Below are 22936 nucleotides of genomic sequence, written 5' to 3'. Positions count from 1 at the left end.
TTGCGATCATTATTTATTCAATATTTGTTCTGATTTTGCGTTGAATGCGTCAAGTTCTTTTTTAATGTCTGCGTTGCCGCGGTAAATTTTCTCAAATGTTGATAGAACGTTTTGAGCAATTTCTTCCCATTGTTTAATTACCGGCATTGGCTCTGAGTTATTCATTTGATCGCCGATCACTTTAACATTAGGGTCTGTTGTCAAGGCTTTATCTTCCCAAGCTTTCTTCGTGGAAGGAAGGGAGTTCGACAGTTCCAGCCATTTTAGCTGTGTTTCAGGCTTGCTCATGTAAGCTAGGAATTTCAATGCCTCTTCTTTGTGCGTTGTATGTTGGAATACAGACAAGTTAGAGCCGCCTAGAGAAGACAGGTTGTTCTGTTTCTTAGGAAGCACAGCTGTAGCCCATTTGCCTGCAAGCTCAGGTGCTTGGTCATTGATCAGTTTAATCATCCAAGGTCCGCTAATGAACATGGGTAGAATGCCCTCACCCTTGAATGCAGGGATGATGTCCATACCTAGATCAACCGGTGCAGAACCGTCTTTAAAGAAACTGTCCAAATATTCTACCGCTTCAACAAACTCCGGTTCGTTGAATTGTGGTTTATTGTTCTCGATAAGTTTCGAACCATTTTGACGTGCGAACATGAATAGCAGCGACTGTTCTTTTACATCAAGGCTAATGCCGTATTTGTTTTTGCCGCGAGCTTTTAGCTTCGTTGCAGCATCTTTAAGCTCATCCCATGTTTGCGGAGCTTTATCGTATCCGGCTTCCTTCAGTAGATCTGTACGGTAGTAAAGAACGCGAGTGTCGATATACCAAGGCACGCCGACAGTTGCATTTTCGTATTTTGTCGTTAAAACGGATCCTGGATAGAAGTTCTCTTCAGCCAGCTCAGGATATTGAGCTACGTAAGGAGTAATATCCATAAGCGCCTTGGCAGATGCAAATTCAGGAATCCAAGTTGTGCCCATTTGAAGCACGTCTGGACCTTTTTTGGAAGCGACAGCCGTCAACAGCTTATCATGTGCCGTATCCCAAGGAAGTGCTTGTACATTGACTTTAATGTTTGGATTCTCAACCATAAATTGCTCAGCAATCTTCGGTAAAGCTTTGGCTTCTTCACCCATGCCCCATACGTTGAGCGTTACTTTATCGCTCGCTGCTCCTTCATTGCTGTTGTTGCTTCCGCAAGCAGTGAGAGCACCGACAAGCAGCATGGAGCTGGCTAGTGTGGTTGCTACTGATTTCTTAAACATTAATTATTCCTCCTGTGTGAATGATTGTTATAAGTACTATGCTGTGAAGCCGTGCAAGTTATGCACGAGGGCGGCTGTTGTTAGCCGTATTTTTCAGCCTAAGCTGGGTGTAGATGAGCAGGAAAATACTTCAAAACCTGCAACAGCAAAAACGCTCGTCACCTGTATATAGAAAATCTTTTTGACGTGGTGAAACGTTTCTATAAATAAAAAATATTACCGTTTACATCTTATAAACCGGACATGCTTAAAGTTTCGAAACGTTTCGACATCATTATAGATCAAAGTTTTATCGTGTTCAAGCGTTTTTTTATTTCAGGGAAATCGCCTCATATTAATAATATAAACGTTTCTATTCGAGGTGAAACAGCCATTGACGACTCTTTTTGAATTGTTTATAATCCAAATTAGGAATCAATAGAAACGTTTCGATTGTTAAAATTATGAGGTATTAGACATAGGCGTGGTAAAGACAGAAGGACCTGTAAACATTAACGATAAGAACGATTAATTTGATTGGCTACTACGAGGAGGAACACGGATATGGATAAGCAACCTGCGGCTCTTCTAAAGCTCATGACGCTTGAGGAGAAGATCGGACAGCTGCTGCAGCTGGCGACGCCATTCTTTCAAGGTGCAGATGGACAAATAACCGGACCGATGGCGGAAATGGGCATAACGGAAGAAACGGTTCGTAATACGGGCTCCGTGCTTGGCTTAACAGGAGCGAGGGAAGTCATTAACATACAGAAGCAGCATTTGGCGAGCAACCGCTTAGGCATACCGCTTCTGGTTATGGCGGATATCGTTCATGGCTACAAAACGATCTTCCCTGTACCGCTGGCAATCGGCTGCTCATGGGATATGGAGCTGGCAGAACAAAGTGCCGAGATTGCAGCTAAGGAAGCTGCTGCGGCAGGTGTACACGTTACATTCGCTCCGATGGTCGATCTCGTACGGGATCCAAGATGGGGTAGAGTTATGGAGTCGACAGGCGAGGATCCGTATTTGAACAGTGAATTTGCCAGAGCATTCGTAAGAGGTTTCCAAGGGAAGGACCTTGCAAATGATATTAACCGTGTAGCTGCATGCGTGAAACACTTCGCAGCATATGGAGCTGCAGAGGGTGGACGCGACTATAATACGGTTGATCTATCTGAGCGCCAACTGCGCGAGTATTATTTGCCAGCCTATAAAGCAGCGCTGGATGAGGGCTGCGAAATGGTCATGACGGCATTCAATACGGTCGATGGCATACCGGCTTCTGGGAACAAGTGGCTTATGCGAGACCTGCTTCGTGGTGAATGGGCGTTTGACGGCGTGCTGATCTCCGATTGGGGCGCAGTGAAGGAGCTAATCCCGCATGGCGTTGCAGCAGATGAGGCAGAAGCGGCGATGAAGGCGATCAAAGCAGGCGTCGATATTGAAATGATGACCACTTGTTACTCCGATCACTTGCAGCGGCTTGTTGAGGAGAAGGAAATCGATGTCGCACTAATTGACGAAGCAGTACTTCGCATTTTGGAGCTAAAGCAGAAGCTGGGCTTGTTCGAAAATCCATATCGTGGTGCGAATGCAGAGCTTGAGCAAGAAATCGTAGGATCTGCAGCACATCGTCAGGCTGCGCGTGAGCTTGCGCTTAAATCCTGTGTCCTCGTAAAAAATGAAGGAGTTCTCCCGCTTGGACGCGAGCAAAAAATTGCGTTGATCGGTCCGTTTGCGGCTAGCGGCGATATTCTTGGACCTTGGTCTTGGCTTGGTTCCAAAGAAGAGGCAATTCAGCTAGCAGCGGGTATAGCAAGCAAAATTGATGCGTCACTGCTATCTGTGACAGAAGGCTGCGGTATTGAAGCGATGACGGATGAGCAGTGGCAAGCGGCACTTACTGCGGCGAATGAGGCGGATATCCTTGTTCTCGCATTAGGCGAGCATTCTGACATGAGCGGTGAAGCGAGCAGCAGGTCTGATATTAAGCTGCCGCAGGTACAGCTAGAGCTGATTGCTAAGCTGAAGCAGCTCGGCAAGCCGATGATTACTGTCTTATTTAATGGACGTCCGCTTGACCTACATGGTGTTATTGATCAATCAGATGCCGTGTTAGAGGCGTGGTTCCCAGGTACAGAGGGCGGAGCTGCTATTGCGGAATTATTGTTTGGAGAATCGGAGCCAACCGGAAGGTTATCGATGTCGTTTCCTTATTCCGTAGGCCAAGTGCCAGTCTATTACAATCGTTTCAATACAGGCAGGCCGCAAGGCGCACCAGATGCTCAGGTGAAATACGTATCTCAGTATTTGGACATTCCGAATGAGCCGCTGCTGCCGTTTGGTTATGGGCTTGGTTATACAAGCTTTGCCTACAGCGGGGCGGAGCTGGCATTGGATACAATGAGTGTATCTAAACCATTGCAAGCTAACATAACGGTAACGAACACAGGGTCTCGTGCCGGTGAAGAAACCGTGCAATTATATGTACGCGATATGGCTGGCGATGTTGTTCGTCCGCTGCAAGAGCTGAAGGCATTCCGCAAAATTATGCTGCAGCCAGGCGAGAGCAAAGAAATTTCCTTTACACTAGAGGAAAAACAGCTGCGTTACTATCATGCTGATCTTTCCTTCGCAAGTGACCCAGGTGACTTTGAACTATATATTGGGCCTAACAGCCGTGATGTAGAAACGCTTAAATTCAAACTAAGCAAATAGAGAGGCAGTGAGAAGAATGGAAGCTGTAATCGATGCGTTGAAGGCAATGAATGCATTGCAGATAAAAGCAGGAGAGCTGACGTTTGATTTTCTAAGCAGCGGAGACCTTGCAAAAGCCGTAAATAAAGGAACGATGCTGAATCAAGTGGTGTCGAACAACGTGGATGGTTCGCTTAACAATCTTTATTTGCGTATGCATACCGATGAAGGAATTTCTTACGAGCCTCTGCTTGGTATTCGTTCGTCCAGCCGCATGTCGGCTGCGGAAGGACGCTTGCTTTGGGAGGGGACTGCATTTGGCGGCATCGCCTATCGCGTTGTCTTCACAATGACGAACCAAAGCATCTGGTTCTGGGACGTAACCGTCCATTCGCAAGGAAGAGAAGCGAAGATCGACATCATTTACGGACAAGATATTGGACTCGCTGATATTGGTGCGGTGCGCTCAAATGAGGCTTATATGTCGCAGTATGTTGACCATAAGTCGTTTAAGGATGAGAAGCTAGGTTATGTCCTGTGCTTCCGCCAGAATCAGCCAATGCAAGGCTCATTTCCTTACATGCAGCATGGTGCACTGACAGGCGCAGCTAGTTATTCGACGGACGGATTCCAATTCTTTGGTCTTAGCTATAAAGAAACAGATGTACCTGAGGCTCTCGGCAAGGCTGAGCTTGCAAATGAGGTATACCAATATGAATTCACTTATGCAGCGCTTCAATCAAAGCCTGTTTTGTTGAAGGATAATGCTCGCTTTGTGTTTTACGGCTTGTTCAAGGCTGATCATGCTTCAGCAGTGAATTCGGTAGAGTTCAGCGCAGAAGTTCAGGCAGCTTGGGAAGAAGTTGAGCGCTCGAATGAGACTGACTTCACAGCTTCAGCGGAGCCTGTAGCAAAGTCTGAGATTGCAGATGCTATAGGGTCGCCAGTTCGCACGGCATCGATGACGATAGAGGAAATTAACACCTATTTCCCTAAGCGTCATCAAGAGGAATGGCAAGACGGCAAGCTGCTCTCCTTCTTTACCGAAAGCCATGAGCATGTTGTGCTCAAAGAGAAGGAGCTACTTGTTGAGCGTCCACACGGTCATATTCTGATGTCAGGCGGCAATGACCGTATGACAGAGGATGTTATGACGACGACCTCGTACATGTACGGTATTTTTAACTCACAATTGCTAGTGGGCAATACGAGTTTTCACAAGCTGTTTACGAATGCTCGCAACGCACTAAACAATTTTAAGACATCAGGACAACGCATTTATGTGGAATCCGAAGGAACATACGGTCTTCTTACGATGCCTTCGATGTTTGAGATCGGCTTCAACTATGCCCGTTGGTTCTACAAAATGGCAGACGACACACTCATTATTACAAATTACACAACCGTCGATTCGCCTGAGGTACGCCTTCACCTTCGTTCGGTTAAGGGACAAGCTTATCGATATTTGGTTACGAACCAAGTTTCCATGAACAACAATGAATATGAGCTGCCGTTCCACATGGAGCTGGTGGATGGCGTATTTACTTTCAAGGCTGACCAAGCATCCATAAGCTCCCCAATATTCCCTGATATGCAATATCGGATGTCTGTTAGCGGTGCTGACATGACAGCAGGAGACGAAAGCTTGCTTGTCAGCGGTGCAGCTACAGGTTCAGCATCGCTTGTCGTGATGCAGCTTGGTCAAAGTGCGGAGTGGACGATTACGATGCAAGGCCTCTTGCATGGCGAAACGCTGCCTCTTGCTGAGCGTAAGGCGGATATGGAAATCGAGCGCTATCGTGAGTTTTTCCGAAATGTAATGAATGGCTTCCGCCTCTCATCAGAGGGATCTGCTCAGGCTGCAGCTGAGCTGGATAAAGTTAATGCGCTGGCTTGGTGGTACACACACAATATGCTCGTCCATTATTCGGTACCTCATGGACTTGAGCAATATGGAGGTGCAGCATGGGGAACTCGTGACGTTTGCCAAGGGCCGACGGAGTACTTCATGGCTATGAACAAATATGAGCAGGTTGCAGAAATCCTGAAGACCGTCTATTCCCATCAATACGAGGATGACGGCAATTGGCCGCAATGGTTCATGTTCGACAAGTACTTCCACATCCAGCAAGAAGAGAGCCATGGCGATATTATTGTCTGGCCGCTGAAGGTGCTTGGCGACTACTTGGCTGCAACGAAGGATTACAGCATTTTGCAGGAGCGAGTACCTTACACGATCCGTCATAAGGGCGAATTTACAGCAGAGCCTTCGACGCTGCTTGACCATGCGATGAAGGAAATTGCTTATATGAAGAGCCACTTCCTGCACGATACGCATTTGTCTTCCTATGGAGATGGAGATTGGGACGATACGCTCCAACCAGCCAACGCGCAGCTTAAGCAATATATGGTCAGCAGCTGGACTGTGGCGCTGACATATCAGGTTATTGCTCAGTTTGGCCGCGTGCTGGAAGAAGTTGATGCGGTACAGGCAGCCGAGCTTAAACAGCTGGCGTCTGCTATTCAAGCAGATTTCAATCAGTATATGCTGCAGCAAGAGGTTATCCCAGGTTTCGTTTATATGGAGGAACCAGGCGATGCGAAGTTGATGCTTCACCCGACGGATACGACAACAGGCATTCAATATCGCCTGCTTCCGATGACGCGCAGTATGATTAGCGAATTGCTTACAGAGGAGCAAGCTGCTGAGCATTACCAAATTATTAAAGAGCAGTTGTATTGTCCTGATGGCGTAAGGCTAATGAATCGTCCTGCACAGTATGCGGGCGGCGTTAGCACGAACTTCAAGCGGGCAGAGCAGGCATCTAATTTCGGCCGAGAAGTCGGCTTGCAATATGTTCATGCTCATATCCGTTATGTAGAGGCAATGGCGAAGCTAGGTAAGACGGATGAAGTGTGGCAAGGCCTTCTTATGATTAATCCAGTTGGCTTGCGCGACGTTGTACCTAATGCAGAGCTGCGCCAAAGCAACTCCTATTTCAGCAGCTCGGACGGAAAGTTCAACAATAGGTATGAGGCGCAGGAGCGTTTCGGAGAGCTTCGTGACGGTACAGTGCCTGTTAAAGGCGGCTGGAGAATTTATTCGAGCGGTCCCGGAATTTATATGAACCAATTGATTTCGAATGCACTCGGCATCCGCCAGTCAGAGGGTGATCTGGTCATCGATCCGATTTTGCCATCCAAACTAGACGGCATGCACTTCGATTTCATGTGGAACGGTTTGCCGATTACTTTCGTTTATCGTCTTAGCGATGCGGGTCAGGTAACGAAGGTGACAATTAACGGCAAGGATGTTGAATGGAAGAATTCAGCTAACCGCTATCGTACAGGCGGCGTTCAAATCACCGAAGAACAATTGAAAACAAACCTTCATTCGGAATCAAACCGAATCGAAATATTTATGTAAGCAGCTGACTGGCGGTCTCCTAGAACCGCCAGTCTTTGTGATATAGTGAAGGAACGATGAAAGATAGGAGCGAATGCTGTGGTTAGTATTAAGGATATCGCTAAACAAGCGGGGGTCTCGATCTCGACGGTATCATACGCGCTTAACGGCAGCCCAAAGGTGACGGATGAGACGACAGCGCGAATATTGGCTGTTGCAAAGGAATTGAACTATATCCCGAACGCTGCTGCAAGGTCGCTCAAGACGAGAGAAACGAAAATTATCGGTGTCTTTCTTACCGACTTCAGCGGCGCATTTTACGGCGATCTCTTGCAAGGCACGAAGGAAATTTTATCAGAAAAGGGCTATGACTTGATCGTATGCAGCGGGAAGCAATCCCATCGGATGCTTCCCGAGCGAATGATTGACGGAGCCATTATACTGGACGAGACCTTCGGGAGCACAGAACTGCTGAGCTACGCGGAGCGCGGACATAAACTTGTTGTGCTGGACCGTGAGCTGCAGCATCCGAACATTAATCAGGTGCTGCTTGATAACAAGGCAGGAGCGAGGCTGGCAGCGGAATACCTCATCGAGCAGGGCCATCGGACGCTGTACGTAGTGACCGGACCTAGCGGCTCATATGATTCGAGGCAGCGGCTGCAAGCTGTTACGCAAGCGGTGGAGCGGACCGCTGGCGTTAAGCTAAGCGTTATTGAGGGCAATTTCAATAAGTCGGCAGGGGAGCAGGCTGCAGCGAAAATTATGGCTGAGAGCAGCGGTACTACTGCGGCTGTGTTTTGCTTTAACGATGAGATGGCTATCGGTATGTTTAATTTTTTGGCGGCGCATCACCCGAACATACAGATCGGTGAACACATTCATATTGTGGGATTCGATAATATGGAGCTGGCTTCGTATACACAGCCGCGCTTGTCCACAATAGATTATTCCAAGCGCCAGTGGGGCGCCCTTGCTGCTGAACAGCTGATCAAGCTTATTAGCGGCGATGCCATTGAGCATGAACGGATATATGTTTCTTTAATAAAAGGGAACTCAGTTAGGTCAGGCAAAGAAAGCTGAATAGAATGAAAGCAATTGAATCGTTGAACGGTTTGAAGTGAAGACTAGCTTCAAGCCGTTCTTTTTTTCGGAGCATGCTTGTTATGACCGCCTAAAAAAATTCGACAAGAGAGTTGACAACTGTTTCAAAATATATTATCTTTAATTCAAGATAAATTAATTAAAGATAAATCGGCGCAGAGGGGAGTGATAATCATGGCAAACGAACAACAAAATGATTCATTAGATCTCTTCATCGCGCTGTCTAGAGCGAGCCAATGGGTGAATGCTCATGCAGATCGCGATATTCGTAAAAACGGCTTAAATCGGACGGAATTTGGAGTACTTGAATTGTTGTATCATCGGGGACCGCAGCCCTTGCAGCAAATAGGCGAGAAAGTGCTTATGAGCAGCGGTAACATCACTTATGTCGTTGATAAGCTGGAGAAGAAGCAAGCGGTACGCCGCAGAGCTTCGACATCGGATAGACGTCTCATTTATGCAGAGCTGACTGACGAAGGGAAACAATTTGTAGAGGATGTTTTTCCTGCTCATACGGAAGCGATCGAGCAAGCGGTAAATGGGCTTTCGACAGAAGAGAAGCAGCTTACAAGCAAGCTGCTCAAGAAACTCGGAAAGTTCGCACAGGAGCACTACAAGTAGCTGATTTAACAAAAGTGCAAAGATACAGGGTGTAATCAGTTGCTTGGTTTCACTGCATACAATGATGGCTGTTATAGGGTAGCGGCGATCATTGATGTTTGTCATATATCTTAAAATAGAGATTCTTTAAATAGTGGTAAAAGAAGAGCTATGGAGTTCGTCTAAGTAAAAAATTTAAAACAAAATGGAGGAGTTTAAATTGAGTATTGCATTGGGATTGTTGGTTGTTCGTGTCGTTGTGGGTCTGTTGTTCGTAGGGCATGGTGCACAAAAACTGTTTGGTTGGTTTGGCGGTTATGGTCCAAAAGGAACGGGCGGCTGGTTAGAATCAGTTGGCATTAAGCCAGGGGTCGCAATGGCTGTTGCAGCCGGATTAATGGAGCTTATCGGGGGGCTGTTATTCGTCGCTGGTCTGCTTACACCTCTTGCCGCGGTTTTGATTGTGCTTACTATGCTCGGCGCAATTGTGAAGGTGCATGGTCCTAATGGAATATGGGCAACAGCAAATGGTTATGAATATAATCTTGTTCTCGTTGCCATTGCTATAGGTATCGCATTAACAGGCGCTGGCGAATATTCAATTGACGCGCTTATCGGCTAATCGGTTTTAGAGTTAGTTACATTACTTTTCATATTCATATAAAATAAGGAGTGTCATTGAAATGACTAATCAAACTGCTGGTATTCACCATATAACCGCCTTTGTTCGGAATGCTCAGACGACTGCAGATTTTTATGCAGGTGTACTAGGTTTGCGGTTAATTAAGAAGACGATTAACTTTGACGCGCCTGAGGTTTATCATTTATATTTTGGCAACGAGATCGGAAGTCCGGGCACTATTATTACGTTTTTTCCTTGGGAAAATTCGCGTAAAGGCAAAATTGGCGGCGGGCAAGTGGGAATAACCACTTACGTTGTACCTACTGGGGCATTCGATTTCTGGAAAGAGCGCTTAGTTAAGTTGAATGTGAAATTTACACAGACATCGAGATTTGGCGAGCAGTATTTGCAATTCGAAGATCCTGACGGTTTAAAGCTTGAAATTGTAGCTCGTGAGCAAGGAGCGGACAGTAAATGGTCGTTTGGCGGCGTTCCGGCGCATAAAGCGATTAAGGGTTTTGGTGGTGCTATTCTTTACACGACTGCTCCAGCCAAAACCGCTGAGCTCCTTGTTAACGTAATGGGACTGGAGAAACACGGGGAAGATGAAGGTTATGCTCGTTTTAAAGCAACCGGCGATTTGGGCAACCTGATAGACATTAATGTGGCGAGCATGGAGCCAGGTCATGGTGGTGCTGGCACCGTTCATCACATCGCATGGAGAGCAAAGGACGATGCAGAGCATGCAGAATGGAGAAGCCATGTTGAGAGCCACGGCTTACAGCCTACACCAATCGTGGATCGTCAATATTTTAATGCGATTTATTTCCGTGAAGCCGGCGGCATATTATTCGAGATTGCAACAGACCCACCGGGTTTTGCTCGCGATGAAGAGCCGGCGCATCTCGGTGAGAAGCTGATGCTTCCGGAATGGTATGAGGAGCATCGTACACAAATAGAGCAATTATTGTCACCATTTGAAGTTAGAGTATTGGAGGAGGACAAATAATGAAACATATATTTAAACAAGGAACGGATTCAACTGCATCCGTACTGCTGCTCTTGCATGGAACGGGAGGTACTGAGCGGGATTTGCTCCCGCTCGCTGATCTTGTCTCGCCTGCTTCGTCTGTGCTGAGTGTGAGGGGAAATGTGCTGGAGAATGGTATGCCGCGCTATTTCAGAAGGCTTGCTGAAGGCGTATTTGATCTAGAGGATCTTATATTCCGTACGAAGGAGCTAAATGATTTCCTTGATCATGCAGCAGTCGAATATGGATTCGACCGCAATAATATAGTGGCAATCGGTTATTCCAATGGAGCTAATATCGCAGGGAGCCTGCTGTTCCACTATCAAGGCACGCTTCGCGGAGCCATATTGCATCACCCGATGGTACCGATTCGCGATGTTAAGCTGCCTGATCTAGCTGGCGTGCCTTGTTTCATCGGCGCCGGCTCGAATGATCCGCTTTGTACACCGAAGGAAACGGAAGAGTTAGACCGTATGCTGCAAGCAGCAGGCGCGCCCGTTACGGTACATTGGGAGACATTCGGACATCAGCTGACGAGTACAGAGGTAGCTGCTGCAGCGGCTTGGTTTAACAAAACTTTTAATGGCTAATAGAAGCAAGCCATTCGCTTTGAAAGGGGAGCACATCATGTTATCCATTGATCCAACGAGCCAGAGCGTGCAGGATAATTACAAGCTGTTGATTGGCAGCATTGTGCCGAGACCGATTGCTTTTGTAACTACGCTCTCCAGTGAAGGAGTGCTGAACGCAGCCCCGTTCAGCTTCTTCAATATCATTACAGCTAATCCGCCTATGGTAGCGGTATCTGTACAACGCAAGCCGGGCGGTATTCAGAAAGATACCGCCCGAAATGCCGCCGTCACAGGCGAGTTTGTTGTTCATATCTCTGATGAAAGCTATATTGAAGCGATTAATTTAACGGCGGCACCTTTGCCTCCAGAAGAGAGCGAGGTCGAGCTTGCAGGGCTAACGGCTATTGCAAGCGACCTTGTAAGTGTGCCGGGTGTAGCTGAAGCGAGAATCCGGATGGAATGTGTACTCGATCAAGCGCTCCCGCTTGGCGGTACTGAGGATTCGCCAGCTTGCGATCTATTGATTGGCCGAGTCGTGCGCTTTCACGTAGATGAGGTTTTGTACGAGAAAGGGCGGATTAACGCTGAAGCTTTGAAGCCGGTGAGCCGGCTTGCTGGAAATGACTATGCGAAGCTAGGGGAGCAGTTCACGATTGTACGGCCAACTTGATGAGCCATAAATGTAGCGGCAGCCGCGGACATGAGAATTAGGTCCGTGGCTGCTGCTTTGTTATTGCAATTTAATGCCCAATATAGAATATGAGCCAATAAAATCAAGTATGGAGTCATTAACCAAAGCCGGATTTTCTCTAAGCATATGAGGTCTGTGACTGCCGCCCTGAACAACGAGAGATCGTGATCCTTCAATCAGGGAACTTAAATGTTTTATCTTCGCTTCACCAACAAAAGGGTCATTTTCTCCAGTAATAAGCAAGGAAGGACAACGAATGCTGCTAAGCTGTTCGCTCGTAAGCTGAGGATATAGTCGCCAATCGTTCGCAGACTTCCGCATATGCTCCTGCCAATTTCCTCGATGAGCTTCTTCGTGTCTTTCAATCATTTGATTGATGGTCGCTTGCTGCCCGTGTTCCAAAAGCCACTCCGGTTCGAATTGCTCGACACCTGTTGGATCAGCAAAGCCGCTAGTGCCTATGGTAGTCAAAGTAGCTACTCTTTCTGGATAATGAACTGCACTATACAATCCAACATTCGCACCCAAGCTGTACCCGATAAAATGTGCTCTGGCTATGCCAAGCATGTCCATAAAACCAATCGTATCCTCTACAAGCTCTGGCGTATTCCATTCGAGGCTGTTGCACCTCGTTCTTCCATGACCTCTGAAATCTGGATAATAACAAGTGTATTTGCTCTGGAAATCAAGCAATTGGCTGGCGAAGGCTAAAATCCCCCGTGAGTAGCCGCTATGCAAAAAAATGATGGGCTCACCTATCCCCATTTTTTCATAAAAAACGTCCAAATCTTTGAACTGAATGTATGGCATGGTGGCGCCTCCTCCAAAAAAAGAGAGAGTCCAGCTCTCCCTTTTAGACCTTAGTTATGGATTAATCAGTATGGATTGCTCCGGCACCTTGCCTGGGTTCTTGGCATGAGGGTTTTCTGAGCTTTCAATGGGAACTAAATAGTATTTCTCTGCTTTCAAATCAATAGGAACATATCGGTTATAAGAACTTTCAGGCGATATTTCCGCCGTATTTGGGTATATTTCGGTCCCGGATTCACTTACAATTTTAAAAGCAATGTGGTTTGCTTGTTCCGGCCAGTCATAATATAGGATCGTTGAGATGGGTGACACGACCATGCTTTTTAGATGAATCGATTGTCCGTTTCCAAGTGATATGTCCTGTTTGAATGTAATCGTTTCACTTGTCACTGCCAATTGTTTAGTTGGAACATTGATATCAAAAGTCCAAGGATTTTCTATCGGCTTCACTTCCGAGTCTATGCTCCAGTCTAAATTATCGTACGTAATTTGAAACGCTATCGTTTCACCGATAGGAAGCTCGGACATTCTAACCTCATTATATATTGTATACATGGAATCGTGTACTTTAATCGATTGCCCAGCGGTTCCTAAAGTGAGGCTCTGTCCATTCATGAGTACGGTAGGCATCGGATGCATTTTGTAATGAAAGTCGACCCCCTTGGCGGGCTCATAAGTGGAGCTGATGAGCAACCGTCCGTTATCAATCAACGCCTCATCTAATGTCCATTTACCGTACTTATTTTCAGCAGTGGCACCAATTTCAGTTTTGAACGGGGCATAATCTGTTTGCTCATTTGCATTAGTTGCCATCAACCGTTCAATTAAACCCCCGACGAATGGAACATTTGCAAAAGTCACTGTCCCCGTGCTAATTGAAATCCCTGCTGCTAAAATAATGGCCACCGCAACTCCTGCATATTTCTTTTTATTTGTGGTTTTATGATTTCTAATTTTGCTCAGTACGCGACGTTCCCAATTCTTTTTTTGGACACTGGTGAGCTCCTGTTCTTCATACTGGCTTACATCTAAATTTAGATCATTTAGCTCTTTATAAATCGACATCGTATCACTCCTTATCCTTGATTATTTTTGACTAAAAAACTCTTCAGTTTTTTACGTCCTCTGGAAAGCTTGTTGTAAACCCAAGATTCCTTGGCATTATAGTGCTCCGCGATTTCATGGGAAGGTGTTCCCTCTAAATAGTATTTTTCGAAAATCTCTCGTTCACGCGCTGATAATTGGTCAAACAGCTCATCAACTTGGCTTGTGCCTGCTGCTTGGCTTGTTTTGAGCATGCCATCATCTATTTCGGAAACAGAAAACTGTTGAGTTTGAAGCTTGATTTGTTTTCTTTGATAATCAATCGCTTTATATTTGGCAATCGCTGCAAGCCATTGTTTAAAGCCGTTTTTCTCCGGATCAAAATGATGGATGTTATTCCAGATAGATAGCAAAACGTCATCCAAACATTCCTCATAATCCTGCTGCTGGTAATTTAATTGTCGTTTAATAATTACGGTAAGCAAGCCTCCATACTGATTGATGATGAAGGAGATGGCTTTTTCGTTTTTGTTCTGTATTTGTTGTACAACATTGTCCTCTGTAATTTTCAATTGTTCACCCCTCCTTGCATTAATTATTGGCGCCTACTATGTAATACGAACGGAATGCGATAAATCTATCACAAGGGAATAAAGACATTGTTGCTATTAAAAAAAAGAGTGCTTGAGAGGTGATAATACCTCCGAAGCACTCTTCATTGTATGCTTATATGTCTATCGCTTCAACGAGCAGGTCTGCATAAAACTCTGCTCCGTGCTTTTTCAAATGCACGCCATCGGCAGCAAAGAAGTCCTTTTTCCCTTTGCTTGCTGTATACCAGTCTACGATGGTAACATTCGCTGACTTTTTCGCTGTTGCGGCGAGCATTTTGTTTACGGAATCTTGCCATTTGCGCGGAACACGTGTATTGATGAAAATAATTTGACGCTCTGTGCCTAAAGCACTTAGCAGCCCATTCATCTGTTTAGTCGTAAAAGCACCGTTCGTTCCGAGCTGAATGACAACCGTATTTCCAAGCTGATTATTTTTTTTCAAGTCCTCGATAACGGCAGAAGCCTGCCCAAACTGTCTTCCTATTTTACCATCAATTACGATACCCGGAACGAGCTTCTCCAAGAAGGGGCCGGCATCGAGCAGAACGGAATCACCGATAGCTGTAACGCTGTTTTGGTCGATAGGAGCAACAGGTTTTTTACCTGGTACAGGTTCGTTATCTTTGCTTCCCTGAGGGTTATTGCTGGTTGGTTTGTCAGTATCCGTTGGTACAGGTTTCGACTTATCAACGTCAGTGGCGGTACCAGTGCTTGGCAGCTTCGGATCGATTACAGATGGATCAGTTTGATCAGGTCTGCTGCCTGCGGGAGTTTTAGACTGATCGGGTGGCTCCGTCGCCTGCGGCGGGGTTTGTTTCTCTGGTTCTGTAGGCTTCGGGTTGCTCACTGTCTCATTTTGTCCGGTCTTGTCGGGTTCGCGCTCTGTGTCAGGAGTAGTTTCCCCCGAATCATTCGGCTTGACGGGTGTAACTACGGATGTTTCATTGTTCTTGCCATTACCGCTGGCAGATTGCAAATTCACACTGCTCGTGCAGGATACGCTCGAGAAGACAATCACAAGCACGGCGAGATAAGTACTCGCTTTTTTTAGTCCAAGCACGCGAATTCGTTGAATGGTTTGCCGTTTAAACAGGGAGTATATTTTCCCAAGCGCACCGTGCCTTATAGGCTCCTCTATAAACCGCCAAGAAAGCTCAGCAAGGGCAAAAGTAAGGATCACTTGAATGAGTGCTCTTGCAAGATGCAGCTCACCGCTCTCGGCGGTTGGAGTGGTCAACACGATGATCGGATAATGATACAAATAAATGCCGTAGGAACGGACGCCTACCCAAGCAAGAGCTTTGCTGCCGATTATATTTGCGAGTTTACTTGCAGGATGTGCCAGCGCAGCGACGACAACCGCAGTAGCAAGAGAGAGAAGCACCATGCCTCCGCGATAAAGAAAAGAATCATATTCGCTGGATTGATTAATCATAACCAAAATGATGACGAAACCGAATGTACCTACAGCATCCATAACAATACGACTGCGTTTGGATAGGGTCGCTGACAGCTTCCAACTTGGCCAAACGATAGCAAGCGCTGCGCCGATGAGTAGGGCAAAAGCTCTTGTGTCCGTTCCATAGTAGACTCGGCTCGGATCTGCGCCTGGCTGGTACAGCAGCGTCATTGCACCAGCAGATACTGCCGCTGCGGCTAGTGTCCATAGAGCAAGTTTGCCACGTTTCGGAGAGAAGCGAATAACCGCTAAAAGCACTAATGGCCAGATTAAATAAAACTGTTCTTCAACGGCTAGCGACCATAAATGACCGAACGGAGAAGCAGGGCCGAAGCTCTCAAAGTACGAAACATCATGAAAAATAAGATACCAATTGCTTATATAGAGCAATGCCGATCCGATATCCCCCTTTAGGGACAATAACCGACCAGTATCACTAATCAATAGCCATAATGAAACGACAGCTATCATGAGGAACATCGCAGGTAGCAGTCGCCTAGCACGACGAATGAAAAAAGTTTTTAGATCTAATGTTTTTGATTGACTAAGCTGTTTTAACAAAATGTCCGTGATCAGATATCCAGAGAGGACAAAAAACATGGTAACCCCTAGCAGTCCGCCTGGCACCCATTGCAAATTCAAGTGATAAGCGATGACAGCAAGAACAGCAATGGCGCGCAAGCCATCCAGTCCCGGCATATAGCGACTACTGTTGCCGATTGGTTTAGGCATGGCGGAATCCTCCTATATTGATTCGAATGGGGAGAATTGCAGCAAGGTCGATGAGAAGAAGACGGTGGGAAAAGCGATGATTACGAATAATACCGATGGTAAAAATGATGTTCAGCCCCTCTGGATGATAAATCGTTGTAAATCAATTATATGGCGAAAGCTAATAAAATTCGTAACAGAACAGTTACAAATAGTTATCAAACTGGAAACAAAAATCTTAAAAAGTTTCAGACATAATAGGTGCATGATTCAACCGCCAAAGGGAACGGTAACCATAAGTATTTTTTTAGGAGGTTCCCCAAAATGAAAATCGTAAAAGTTTGGATCGCCTTGTTGCTTGTGCTGGTCATGATGTCGAGCGGAGCGGATATCGCTGCAGCGCCGAATGGGGGACATGAGCAACTGCTAAGGGCGGCTTTTGTGCGTAATGGTGACCTTTGGTTAAAAGCAGGCAATGCAGAGAAAAAGCTGGTTAGCGGACCGCTTGTGCGTAATCCAAGGTGGTCATTTGATGGAAAATGGCTTGCTTATACATTGGGAGAAGCAGAACAAGAACTATGGGTACTACAGCTTCAAACTGGCCAAAACAGTCTCGTTGCTGTGAATGTTGGGAAATATTTTCAATGGGCACCGAATGATAAGCTGTTAGCGTATCAAACAAAGGATCGGTTGCAGTATGTCGACGTGAGCATGCCGGACAAGCCGCTAGGTTCCGCCGCTGCAATTGATAATTTCTCATGGCTGCCAGATGGCAAAGGTTTTTTTGCTTCTTCACAGTCAGAACTGCTCCCGGACGGATGGACGCCGATCCGCCTTTATCAAATACCTCTCGGTACATTGGACGATCCTCGTACCTATACAACCGTTCATGTGCTGCCAGCACCATCTGATGATTTTTTTGCGGTAGGCACTAGTATATTCAAATGGTCTGCTGATGGTCGATGTATCGCTTTCCTCGCTAAGCCAACCGCATCATTGTCCGCCGATAGCAACATGCTCTGTGTGATTTCATCTGACGGCGTTGTTTTTCGAACACTTGATGAGATGGTGAATAATCCACAGTGGTTCTCATGGGCAGAGAGCGGAAACCGACTTGCTTACATAGCAGGTATCGGGCGTGAGGCTACTCGTAATAAACAGCTAAAGGTGCTGGAAGTGACCTCAGAAAAAGGGGCCGCATATACGCCTAAAGGCTTCGTTGATCAGGCATTTGCATGGCAGGATATGCAGCATATTATCGTGTCGAGAGCAAAGGAGTCTAAACAAGAAGACGATCAGCATCCACCAGCTTATCCTTACTTAGTGAGGGTGGAACTGAACAATGGAATGCAAAAACATATGACAAAGCCCTCTCGAAAGCAAGGTGCTTATAACCCGGTAGTACTTCACTCGAAGCTAGTTTGGGTGAGGAACGATCATACAACAGCAAGTGTAATCATGGCAGACATAGACGGACGACATGTTGTTGAATGGATTAAAAGTATCGACCAAGCAGATTCCTACTACGGGCAATGGGACTGGCCTGAGGTCATCACGTTCTATTGAGTCCATAAATGCGTATAACGCAAACCATAGCATATAGATTTTTTTGGAAATATGCTCAATTGATAACATACTCTACATGCTATAAAATAGGGATGTAGTGGAGACAAGCTGGAGTATGAGCATCGAGTTCGAGTTTGGCAATTAGTCATACAAGGGAGTGGAATGAGCAATGATTAGTAAAGTTGGCCAAATTATGTTGTATGTAAACAATCAAGATACGGCAGTACAATTTTGGACAGAAAAAGTAGGTTTTCAAGTCATTTCTGAAGAAAACAATGGTCAAGGATTTCGATGGATTGAAATTGCTCCTACAAAGGGTGCAGATACAACGATCATTCTCCATAATAAGGAATTTGTTGCTAAAATGTCACCTGGATTAAATCTCGGTACACCATCTTTAATGTTTTTTACGGAAAATTTCGATCAATTACATAGTGACTTGTCAAATAAAAATGTCACAGTCGGAGATATTATAACGATGCCTTCCGGTAGAGTATTTAACTTTGCAGATGATGAAGAAAATTACTTTGCTGTAATGGAGAAAAAGGAATAGTCACCCACTTAATCATCAGACTGCAAAACCACAGAAAATGTTTCATCTAACCAATGAATATAAGAAAAAGTATGCCCTCAAGTGAATGAATCCACTTGAGGGCATATTTTGTTAAATCTGAACAAGCAGCAAAATGATAGACGATAGGCATAAGCATGTGCTGATTAGGCAAAGGAACATGACGACCTGCTTATGATTAAGTCCAGCCCGCAAAAGACGGTAATGCGCTTGGCTGGCATCTGCTTGATAGATCGCTTTTCCTTGCAGCATCCGTTTCACGACGACGAATAAATTATCGAAGATCGGTACGCCGAGCGCAAGAATGGGGATGAACAACGACATCAAGGTAGCTTGTTTGAACGCGCCATCCAGAGCAATAACTGCCAGGATAAACCCAAGAAAAGTTGCTCCGGCATCGCCCATGAAGATTTTTGCGGGAGGTTTGTTATATCGCAAGTACGCAATCGTGACACCTACTAAAATAATGGCCATGATAGCGGAGTTGGATTGCCCTTTTGCCAGTGCTACAACGAACAGCGTAACGGCAGAAATAGCCGATAGTCCGCCAGCGAGCCCGTCCATGCCATCCGAAAAGTTAATGACCGTCGTTACACCAAAAATCCACAAAATCGTAAGTGTAAATTGCAGAATAACAGGAAGCAGCACATATTCGCCTGAAAGCGGATTGTAAAAGCCAGTAAATGCTATGCCAGAGGCATAAACGAGCACAGCTGCTGATATTTGTACAATAAATTTAGGAAGAGACGGAAAGTCTTTGCCTTTTGTCTTATACCAATCATCAACAGTACCGATGAAGAGCAGCAGTACGCCCCCTAAAAATATTGCGCCAGTTTGTAGGGAGAAATCTCTTGTTACAAGCAAATAGGTAAAGAAAAAACCGATGAAGATAACATAACTAGCCGTGAGTGGAATCGGTTCCCGATGAAGCTTGCGCTCAACATCCTTGCGGGGCTTGTCCACAAAATCAAGACGAAAAGCTAGCTTTGCAAACGGAGGAATTAAGAAATAAACGATTGCAAAGGAAACTAACAAAGAGAATGCGTATAAAATAATAGTCACCACCGTTAGTTAATGAAGGAACAACAGAATTATACAATTCGTGAAGAAAATTGTCGATTGGAGATTACATAAGTGAGAATATATTAATGTTTAAAAGCGGCTTGCAGCGAGTACTCCATTAAACAATCATGATGCATCCTTCCTGCGATAATTGAATAAAGATAAGCGATAATTTGTTTAAAAGCAGCGGATTATTAATAGTTCAACTATAAAGGAGTGATAGATATGAAGCTGGATTGTGCTATCATCGGCGGCGGGCCTGCTGGTTTAAATGCTGCGCTCGTGCTTGGCAGATCGCGTAGAGTTGTTATTGTATTTGATCACAATAAGCCTAGAAACGCGGTTACGCATGAGTCGCATGGCTTCATTACACGAGATGGCATCGAGCCGCGCGAGCTTCGTCGATTAGCCCATGTGGATATTGCCCAATATCCTTCGGTCACCATTAAGCCAGACAAGGTGACGGAAGTGCAGCGCAGTGAAACGGGCTTTCAACTGATGACAAGCAACGGCGTTATCTATCAAGCTCGTACGCTTATTTTGGCAGCAGGTTTGAAGGAATCATTGCCTGCTATTCCTGGCATACGTGACTTTTATGGGAGAAGCTTATTCAGCTGTCCATACTGCGATGGATGGGAGCTGCGCGATAAACCGCTCGTCGTCATTTCGGAGGGCTCGAATATTTTCAATTTGGCAAAAACAGTGTTTAACTGGAGCAAAAACGTGCTCGTTTGTACAAATGGAGCGAACAGCCTTAGTCCTCAGCAAATTGGTCAGTTAGGACAAAGAGGTATTCTGGTGACTCAGCAAAGGATTAAAGCTCTGCATGGTGAGAATGGCCGCCTTCATCGTATCGTATTTGCGGATAATACCGAGATGGCGCGCGCAGGCGGCTTTGTTACCCCATCATGGGACCAAGCGGCTCACTTCGGGGAAGCGCTAGGCTGTGCGATGACACAGGCAGGCGGCTTCGTTACTGACGACTACGGTAGAACGAGTGTAAGAGGCGTATATGCGGCTGGCGATTCTTCCATCATTGTACCTGCGCAGCTTGTTGTCGCTGCCGGTGAAGGCAGCAAAGCAGCAATCGGGGCCAATACCGATTTGACGCATCAGGATTTTGGATTTTAGCAGCACAAGATCGTCAATAGAAGCGTAATCGTATAAAATTCCACCCATTAAGATTGAATTTTGCTAAAATTAGGATCATCCAATTGTCGTGTTTGTTACATCAATACTTTTTATGGGTATTGGTGTTGGACTGAAATAATTAGACAGCTCTAAAAGTATAGAGGGTATTAATTATCAGTAAGAGGAGGAGGGATCATATGCTAGAAAAACTGCATCCAGATGATCATGTGTTAAACCAATTTCCATTTATGCGAGATGAGCTGCAATATAATTTGATTCATTTGGTTACTGCAATAGAAGGCGCAACAAGCTTGAAGACGTCTGACGGACGGCTGCTCTTTGCAGGCTCGCCTGGACATAACGCTTGGTTATGGTTATCGGATGATGTGACGGACGAGCGAAGAGAAGTGCTGATGCAAGAGCTTATTGCTTATTACAAAGGAACGGATTTGCCCGGTATATGCGGAGCTCCGTCTACGGCAGAACCATTCGCGAAGCGGTATGCGGAGGCCAATCAGCTGCAATATCATGCTTACATGATGATGACAGCCTATTCATGCCCGAAGGTGAATAAGCCCATTAAAGTAAAGGGGAAAATGATTCAAGCCACACGCCAGCATGTAGAGCTTGTCGCGGAATTTCTGGCGGGCTTCTCGGAGGATGCTTACGGGGCATCGGTCATACCTGTTAGTCAGCTTCCGGCTGCCGAGGGAATGGTCATGAGAGGCAATCTATACTTCTGGACTGTCGATGAGCTGCCGGTAGCTATGGCTAACATCGCTCATCGTTCTCCGCGGCATGGACGAATCAATGCGGTTTATACGCCGCCTGTACTTCGGAGAAATGGCTATGCCAGCGCTATTGTAGCGGGGCTTTGCGAGATTTTGGAGGAAGAGAACAGAGAGCCGATGCTTTATGCAGATAATAAAAACCCTGCTTCTAACAAAGTCTATCAAAATATAGGTTTTGTCGAGAGTGGACCGATTGCTGAAATTAGATTTAGGTAGAAGCAAAAGCTCAGAAAGTAGGAAATGACTTGAAGATTGATCGTTTATTGGCGATGACCGTACTGCTGCTTAACCGGGGAAGAATCAGCGCCAAGGAGCTGGCTGACCGTTTTGAAGTATCAACAAAAACAATCTACCGCGACATGGATACGCTAAGCCAATCGGGCATTCCCGTATTGGCCCACCAAGGTACAACGGGCGGGTTCGAGATCATGGAGCAATACACCCTGTCTCGTCATTATTTAACATTAGCCGAAATATCATCTCTTATTGCAGCCGTAAAAGGCATAGGTACCGCGTTAGACGATGCGACCTATGCTGGTTTGCATGAGAAAGTCAAAGCATTGCTGCGTAAATCAGATAAGCTCGAGGATGATCGCCATGGAGACAGCTTGGTTTTTGATTTGAACCCATGGGGGCAGGGACCAGCAGCGCGTGACAAGGTAAACTTGTTCAAACAGGCTATTGAAAAGACGCGGAAAGTGGAGCTTAGCTATATTAACATGAACGGCTCCGAGACAGAGAGAGTGATAGAGCCATATGCGCTGATTTTGAAAGGGAACATATGGTACTTACAGGCTTATTGTACGCTTCGCGAGCAGTTTCGAGTATTTCGTTTATCGCGCATCCAGAAGCTGAATCTGTTGCTGGAGCGATTTGAGCGCCGCCAGACACCTTCGCTAGACGGTTACGCATGGGATGCGGAATGGTCGCAAAATGCCGATACGATCGTAACTCTTATATTCCAGCCGCAGGTGCGCCATCGTGTTGGAGATGCCTTCCATCCGGATCAAGTCACTGTCATGGAGGACGGATGCTTGCGTGTGGAAGGCAAGCATACAGTAGACGAATGGTTTTATGGGATGCTGCTAAGCTATGGTGATCAGGTAAAGGTGGAGCAGCCGGAAGCTCTCGTGGAGCAAATTATTTTGCGAGCCCAAAATATTGTTAATCGTTACAAGAACTAAGACAGACAGCTGTCCAGTTTCCTTAGGTAAAA

General features: G+C 45.9%; 19 protein-coding genes. 13 read left to right on the top strand and 6 right to left on the bottom strand.

Translation table 11 applies throughout. The features are described from left to right. Nucleotides 1-9: 9 nt before the first annotated feature. Nucleotides 10-1257, bottom strand: a complete 1248-nt coding sequence (locus AC787_RS15620; RefSeq protein ID WP_054025623.1) for a sugar ABC transporter substrate-binding protein — start codon at nt 1255-1257, stop codon at nt 10-12. Between the two features lie 543 nt (nt 1258-1800). On the opposite strand from AC787_RS15620, the gene bglX reads away from it, so the two are divergent. The 8 genes from bglX to AC787_RS15580 all read left to right on the top strand — a co-directional run bounded on the left by bglX (nt 1801) and on the right by AC787_RS15580 (nt 11940). Beyond that, nucleotides 1801-3957 carry a beta-glucosidase BglX gene (bglX, locus tag AC787_RS15615; RefSeq protein WP_054025622.1) on the top strand — a complete coding sequence of 719 codons (2157 nt, stop codon included), beginning with the start codon at nt 1801-1803 and terminating at the stop codon, nt 3955-3957. A gap of 16 nt (nt 3958-3973) precedes the next feature. Continuing rightward, a complete protein-coding gene (locus AC787_RS15610) occupies nt 3974-7363 on the top strand; it encodes a GH36-type glycosyl hydrolase domain-containing protein (RefSeq protein WP_054025621.1) in 3390 nt (1129 codons plus the stop codon). 78 nt (nt 7364-7441) lie between these two features. Further along, nucleotides 7442-8425, top strand: a complete 984-nt coding sequence (locus AC787_RS15605) for a LacI family DNA-binding transcriptional regulator (protein WP_054025620.1) — start codon at nt 7442-7444, stop codon at nt 8423-8425. Between the two features lie 195 nt (nt 8426-8620). Continuing rightward, nucleotides 8621-9067, top strand: a complete 447-nt coding sequence (locus AC787_RS15600) for a MarR family winged helix-turn-helix transcriptional regulator (RefSeq protein WP_054025619.1) — start codon at nt 8621-8623, stop codon at nt 9065-9067. A 199-nt stretch (nt 9068-9266) separates the two neighbouring features. Next, nucleotides 9267-9668 carry a DoxX family protein gene (locus AC787_RS15595; RefSeq protein WP_414730951.1) on the top strand — a complete coding sequence of 134 codons (402 nt, stop codon included), beginning with the start codon at nt 9267-9269 and terminating at the stop codon, nt 9666-9668. 61 nt (nt 9669-9729) lie between these two features. Then, a complete protein-coding gene (locus AC787_RS15590; protein ID WP_054025617.1) occupies nt 9730-10677 on the top strand; it encodes a ring-cleaving dioxygenase in 948 nt (315 codons plus the stop codon). Continuing rightward, entirely contained in the window at nt 10677-11288 is a 612-nt protein-coding gene (locus AC787_RS15585) for an alpha/beta hydrolase (RefSeq protein ID WP_054025616.1), read from the top strand. Before AC787_RS15590 ends, AC787_RS15585 begins: the two co-directional genes overlap by 1 nt. Nucleotides 11289-11325: 37 nt before the next feature. Next, complete coding sequence (locus AC787_RS15580) at nt 11326-11940, top strand: flavin reductase family protein (protein ID WP_054025615.1); 615 nt, start codon at nt 11326-11328, stop codon at nt 11938-11940. A 60-nt stretch (nt 11941-12000) separates the two neighbouring features. On the opposite strand, the gene AC787_RS15575 is transcribed toward AC787_RS15580, so the two are convergent. The 4 genes from AC787_RS15575 to AC787_RS15560 form a co-directional block, all read right to left on the bottom strand. Further along, nucleotides 12001-12771: an alpha/beta fold hydrolase gene (locus tag AC787_RS15575; protein ID WP_082360788.1), complete on the bottom strand. Its 771-nt coding sequence runs from the start codon at nt 12769-12771 to the stop codon at nt 12001-12003. Nucleotides 12772-12825: 54 nt separating this feature from the next. Beyond that, complete coding sequence (locus AC787_RS15570) at nt 12826-13836, bottom strand: DUF4179 domain-containing protein (protein ID WP_054025614.1); 1011 nt, start codon at nt 13834-13836, stop codon at nt 12826-12828. 11 nt (nt 13837-13847) lie between these two features. Beyond that, nucleotides 13848-14387, bottom strand: coding sequence for a sigma-70 family RNA polymerase sigma factor (locus tag AC787_RS15565; RefSeq protein ID WP_054025613.1), 540 nt, complete (start codon nt 14385-14387; stop codon nt 13848-13850). Between the two features lie 154 nt (nt 14388-14541). Then, complete coding sequence (locus tag AC787_RS15560) at nt 14542-16620, bottom strand: acyltransferase family protein (RefSeq protein ID WP_054025612.1); 2079 nt, start codon at nt 16618-16620, stop codon at nt 14542-14544. Nucleotides 16621-16923: 303 nt separating this feature from the next. Here AC787_RS15560 and AC787_RS15550 point away from each other — a divergent pair, with 303 nt between their 5' ends. Beyond that, a complete protein-coding gene (locus tag AC787_RS15550; RefSeq protein WP_054025610.1) occupies nt 16924-18165 on the top strand; it encodes a PD40 domain-containing protein in 1242 nt (413 codons plus the stop codon). A 169-nt stretch (nt 18166-18334) separates the two neighbouring features. Beyond that, the gene (locus AC787_RS15545; RefSeq protein ID WP_054025609.1) at nt 18335-18718 is read left to right on the top strand and encodes a VOC family protein; all 384 of its coding nucleotides are present in this window, start codon (nt 18335-18337) and stop codon (nt 18716-18718) included. A 111-nt stretch (nt 18719-18829) separates the two neighbouring features. Here AC787_RS15545 and AC787_RS15540 read toward each other — a convergent pair whose 3' ends face one another. Further along, on the bottom strand, nt 18830-19798 hold the full coding sequence (locus tag AC787_RS15540; RefSeq protein ID WP_414730950.1) for an MraY family glycosyltransferase: 969 nt from the start codon (nt 19796-19798) through the stop codon (nt 18830-18832). 225 nt (nt 19799-20023) lie between these two features. Here AC787_RS15540 and AC787_RS15535 point away from each other — a divergent pair, with 225 nt between their 5' ends. From AC787_RS15535 to AC787_RS15525, 3 genes are all read left to right on the top strand, one after another. Continuing rightward, a complete protein-coding gene (locus AC787_RS15535) occupies nt 20024-20929 on the top strand; it encodes an NAD(P)/FAD-dependent oxidoreductase (protein WP_054025608.1) in 906 nt (301 codons plus the stop codon). 197 nt (nt 20930-21126) lie between these two features. Further along, nucleotides 21127-21936 carry a GNAT family N-acetyltransferase gene (locus AC787_RS15530; RefSeq protein WP_054025607.1) on the top strand — a complete coding sequence of 270 codons (810 nt, stop codon included), beginning with the start codon at nt 21127-21129 and terminating at the stop codon, nt 21934-21936. A 29-nt stretch (nt 21937-21965) separates the two neighbouring features. Beyond that, complete coding sequence (locus tag AC787_RS15525) at nt 21966-22904, top strand: helix-turn-helix transcriptional regulator (RefSeq protein ID WP_054025606.1); 939 nt, start codon at nt 21966-21968, stop codon at nt 22902-22904. The last annotated feature ends 32 nt before the right edge of the window (nt 22905-22936 follow it).

The sequence above is a fragment of the Bacillus sp. FJAT-28004 genome, from assembly GCF_001280845.1.
GTDB lineage: Bacteria > Bacillota > Bacilli > Paenibacillales > Paenibacillaceae > Pristimantibacillus.
This window is presented reverse-complemented; position numbering and strand designations above follow the sequence as displayed.

What these genes read in the sequence shown, in the direction of transcription:
- AC787_RS15620 (WP_054025623.1), bottom strand. Translation starts at nt 1,257, where the DNA reads ATGTTTAAGAAATCAGTAGCAACCACACTAGCCAGCTCCATGCTGCTT.
- bglX (WP_054025622.1), top strand. Translation starts at nt 1,801, where the DNA reads ATGGATAAGCAACCTGCGGCTCTTCTAAAGCTCATGACGCTTGAGGAG.
- AC787_RS15610 (WP_054025621.1), top strand. Translation starts at nt 3,974, where the DNA reads ATGGAAGCTGTAATCGATGCGTTGAAGGCAATGAATGCATTGCAGATA.
- AC787_RS15600 (WP_054025619.1), top strand. Translation starts at nt 8,621, where the DNA reads ATGGCAAACGAACAACAAAATGATTCATTAGATCTCTTCATCGCGCTG.
- AC787_RS15590 (WP_054025617.1), top strand. Translation starts at nt 9,730, where the DNA reads ATGACTAATCAAACTGCTGGTATTCACCATATAACCGCCTTTGTTCGG.
- AC787_RS15585 (WP_054025616.1), top strand. Translation starts at nt 10,677, where the DNA reads ATGAAACATATATTTAAACAAGGAACGGATTCAACTGCATCCGTACTG.
- AC787_RS15580 (WP_054025615.1), top strand. Translation starts at nt 11,326, where the DNA reads ATGTTATCCATTGATCCAACGAGCCAGAGCGTGCAGGATAATTACAAG.
- AC787_RS15575 (WP_082360788.1), bottom strand. Translation starts at nt 12,771, where the DNA reads ATGCCATACATTCAGTTCAAAGATTTGGACGTTTTTTATGAAAAAATG.
- AC787_RS15570 (WP_054025614.1), bottom strand. Translation starts at nt 13,836, where the DNA reads ATGTCGATTTATAAAGAGCTAAATGATCTAAATTTAGATGTAAGCCAG.
- AC787_RS15560 (WP_054025612.1), bottom strand. Translation starts at nt 16,620, where the DNA reads ATGCCTAAACCAATCGGCAACAGTAGTCGCTATATGCCGGGACTGGAT.
- AC787_RS15550 (WP_054025610.1), top strand. Translation starts at nt 16,924, where the DNA reads ATGAAAATCGTAAAAGTTTGGATCGCCTTGTTGCTTGTGCTGGTCATG.
- AC787_RS15545 (WP_054025609.1), top strand. Translation starts at nt 18,335, where the DNA reads ATGATTAGTAAAGTTGGCCAAATTATGTTGTATGTAAACAATCAAGAT.
- AC787_RS15535 (WP_054025608.1), top strand. Translation starts at nt 20,024, where the DNA reads ATGAAGCTGGATTGTGCTATCATCGGCGGCGGGCCTGCTGGTTTAAAT.
- AC787_RS15530 (WP_054025607.1), top strand. Translation starts at nt 21,127, where the DNA reads ATGCTAGAAAAACTGCATCCAGATGATCATGTGTTAAACCAATTTCCA.